Source organism: Marinitenerispora sediminis (genome assembly GCF_003336425.1).
Classification (GTDB): domain Bacteria; phylum Actinomycetota; class Actinomycetes; order Streptosporangiales; family Streptosporangiaceae; genus Marinitenerispora; species Marinitenerispora sediminis.
Map to the genome: position 1 here is coordinate 1 of NZ_QEIO01000269.1, position 3,039 is coordinate 3,039.

2 protein-coding genes and 1 pseudogene are annotated in these 3,039 nt (G+C 75.6%); 1 reads left to right on the top strand and 2 read right to left on the bottom strand.

The genetic code is table 11. The annotated features are described in order from the left end of the window. Nucleotides 1-60: 60 nt before the first annotated feature. Nucleotides 61-1,224: a dihydrodipicolinate synthase family protein gene (locus tag DEF28_RS26060; protein WP_114400844.1), complete on the bottom strand. Its 1,164-nt coding sequence runs from the start codon at nucleotides 1,222-1,224 to the stop codon at nucleotides 61-63. Further along, nucleotides 1,221-2,375, bottom strand: coding sequence for a Gfo/Idh/MocA family protein (locus tag DEF28_RS26065; RefSeq protein ID WP_114400845.1), 1,155 nt, complete (start codon nucleotides 2,373-2,375; stop codon nucleotides 1,221-1,223). Before DEF28_RS26065 ends, DEF28_RS26060 begins: the two co-directional genes overlap by 4 nt. A 409-nt stretch (nucleotides 2,376-2,784) precedes the next feature. Here DEF28_RS26065 and DEF28_RS28670 point away from each other — a divergent pair. Continuing rightward, nucleotides 2,785-3,039: pseudogene (locus tag DEF28_RS28670) on the top strand (hypothetical protein); the annotation flags it as partial.

The window sequence follows — 3,039 nt, forward strand, 5'->3', positions numbered from 1 at the left end:
CGGCCGCCGGCCGGCCGGAGGGGACGTCCAGCGGGGCGGTGGCGGGTGCGGTGGTGCCGGTCACTGCTCCACCCCCGCGACCGCGAGCAGCCGCCGCATGCGCGCCGCCGCGAGGTCGGGGTCGGTGAGCACGCCGGCGGCGTCGGCGAGCCGGTAGGCCTCGGCCAGGTGCGGCAGGCTGCGGGCGCTCTGCAGGCCGCCGACCAAGGCGAACGCGCGCTGGTGGCCGTTGAGCCAGGCGAGGAAGGCGATGCCGGTCTTGTAGTAGTAGGTGGGGGCGGCGAAGAGGTGCCGGGCGAGCGGGACGGTGGGGGCGAGCAGCGTGTCGTAGCGCGCGGTGTCGCCGTCGTCCAGGGCGTGCAGGGCCGCGGCGGCGGCCGGGGCGATGGCGGCGAAGACGCCGAGCAGCGCGTCGGAGTGGCCGTCGGCGTCGCCCCTGATGAGCTCGGGGTAGTTGAAGTCGTCGCCGGTGTAGAGCCGGACGCCGGGCGGCAGCAGGTTGCGCAGCCGGACCTCCAGGGCGGCGTCGAGGACGGAGACCTTGATCCCGTCGACGCGGTCGGCGTGCGCCCGGATCAGCTCGGCGACCACCGGGACGGCGTCGGCGGGGTCGTCGTGGCCCCAGTAGCCGGCCAGGGCGGGGTCGAAGGCGGCGCCCAGCCAGTGCAGGATGACGGGGCGGCCGGCCTCGCCGAGCAGCCGCCCGTAGACGGCGGCGTAGTCCTCCGGGCCGCGGGCGAGGGCGGCGAGCTGCCGGCTGGCCATGAGGACGGGGGTGGCGCCGGCGCCCTCCACGACCGCCAGCTGCTCGGCGTAGCCCTTGACAACGCTTTCCAGGTCGGCGCAGCGCGGTTCGAGGTGGTCGGTGCCGGCTCCGCAGGCCACTGCCGCGCCGCGGGTGGCGGCCTCGGCGGCCGATCGGCGGACGAGTTCCGCGGTGGCCGGCCAGTCCAGCCCCATGCCGCGCTGGGCGGTGTCCATGGCGTCGGCGACGCCGAGGCCGAGGTCCCAGAGCCGGTGCCGGAAGGCGAGGGTCTCCTCCCAGTCGATCCGGGCGGGGGCGCCGGGGGTGTTGTCGGCGAACGGGTCGGCCACGACGTGCGCGGCGGCGTAGGCGGTGCGGCTGCGCGGCGCGGCGCCGGGCGGGACGGCGACGGCCGCGCCGCGCGGCGTGTACGGGGCGAGCCGGCCGTCGGCCCGGGGCAGGAGCAGGGGGGCGGTCACGCCAGCGTCACCTCCTCCAGTTCCACCCGGCTGCCGGTGCGGGACGAGCGCAGGCCGGCCTCCGCGAGCTGCAGCCCCCGGGCGCCGGAGAGGAAGTCGTGCGGAAAGGGCGTTCCGCCGCAGACGTGCCGCAGGAAGAGCTCCCACTGCGCGCGGAAGCCGTTGTCGAACTCCTCGTTGTCGGGGACGGGCTCCCACTGGTCGCGGTACGGTTCGGCGCGGCCGGCGTCGGGGTCCCAGACCGCGCGCGGGGTGGTGGAGCGGTGCTGGACGCGGCAGTGGCGCAGGCCGGCGACGGCGCTGCCCTCGGTGCCGTCGACCTGGAACTCCACGAGCTCGCCGCGGTCGACCCGGACGCACCATGAGGAGTTGATCTGGGCGACAATGCCGCCGTCGAGTTCGAAGATGCCGTAGGCGGCGTCGTCGGCCGTGGCGTCGTAGGCGTCGCCGTTCTCGTCCCAGCGGCGGGGGATGTGGGTGACGGCGCGCGCGGTGACGGCGCGGACCGGACCGAAGATGTGCTCCAGGACGTAGTGCCAGTGCGGGAACATGTCGAGGACGATGCCGCCGCCGTCCTCGGCCCGGTAGTTCCAGCTGGGCCGCTGGCCGTCCTGCCAGTCGCCCTCGAACACCCAGTAGCCGAACTCGCCGCGGACGGAGAGCACCCGCCCGAAGTAGCCGCTGCGCACGAGGCGGCGCAGTTTGAGCAGGCCGGGCAGGAAGATCTTGTCCTGGACGACGCCGTTGCGGACGCCGGCGGCGCGGGCGAGCTTGGCGAGTTCGAGGGCGGCGCCGACCGTCGCGGCGATGGGCTTCTCGGCGTACACGTGCTTGCCGGCCGCGATGGCGGCGCGGACGGCGTCCTCGCGGGCGCTGGTGATCTGCGCGTCGAAGTAGACCGACACGGAGTCGTCGGAGAGCACGGAGTCGAGGTCGGTGCTCCAGCGGGGGATGTCGTGGCGCGCCGCGATCGTGCGGAGCTTGTCGGCGGACCGTCCCACGAGGATCGGTTCGGGGACGACGCGTGTCCCGTCGGGCAGCGGCACTCCGCCGGCCTCCCGGATGGCCAGGATCGACCGCGTCAAATGCTGGCGGTAGCCCATCCGGCCGGTGACGCCGTTCATGGCGACGCCCAGCACCTGATCTCCCATTTATCCTACCTTTCGACGAGAAAGCGCTTTCCAAGGTACTTCAAAGCGCCCCATCACGCCACCACCCAGGGACGGAACCGCCCCGGTCGGCGGCCCCGGACGCCCTCTGCCGCAGCAAGATTCCTGTAAGCGCTTACCAAAGCTGCGGATCATCATGGCTGCCGCTTGCGTCCGCCCCGGCACGGCGAGCCCGCGCCGCACCGGCCGCACCCGCGCCGAGCGCGACCACAGGGCCGACGCGTCCCCGGCGCGCCGCCTCTCCGCCAACGGAATGGTCGGGGCACGCACCGGCGGGCCGGAGGGAAGGCGGACCGCCACGGCGCGAAGCCTCGGCGGCCCGCTCCGGCCAGCGCGGATCGCGGGACCGGGATCCCCGCCCCTCCCCGGAGGAGGCGGGCGCCCCGGTGCGGTGCCCGCCTCGCGCAGGACACCGTTCCCGAGACCCCCGCCTGGCACCGTCTGCCGCCGTCCCCGGGGCTGGCTGGCCCCGCCGCCGGGTCCGGCGCCGGCCACCGGGCCGGGGCCCGCCGTCGTCACCGACCCGGGCCGGCTCACCCCGCGCTCCCCGACCGCCCACCTGGCCCGGCACGCCGACACCGCGCTCCTGCTCACCCGGGACGACACCGCCCAGCTGCGCCGGGTGAAGGAGTCCGTCCCGGCCTTC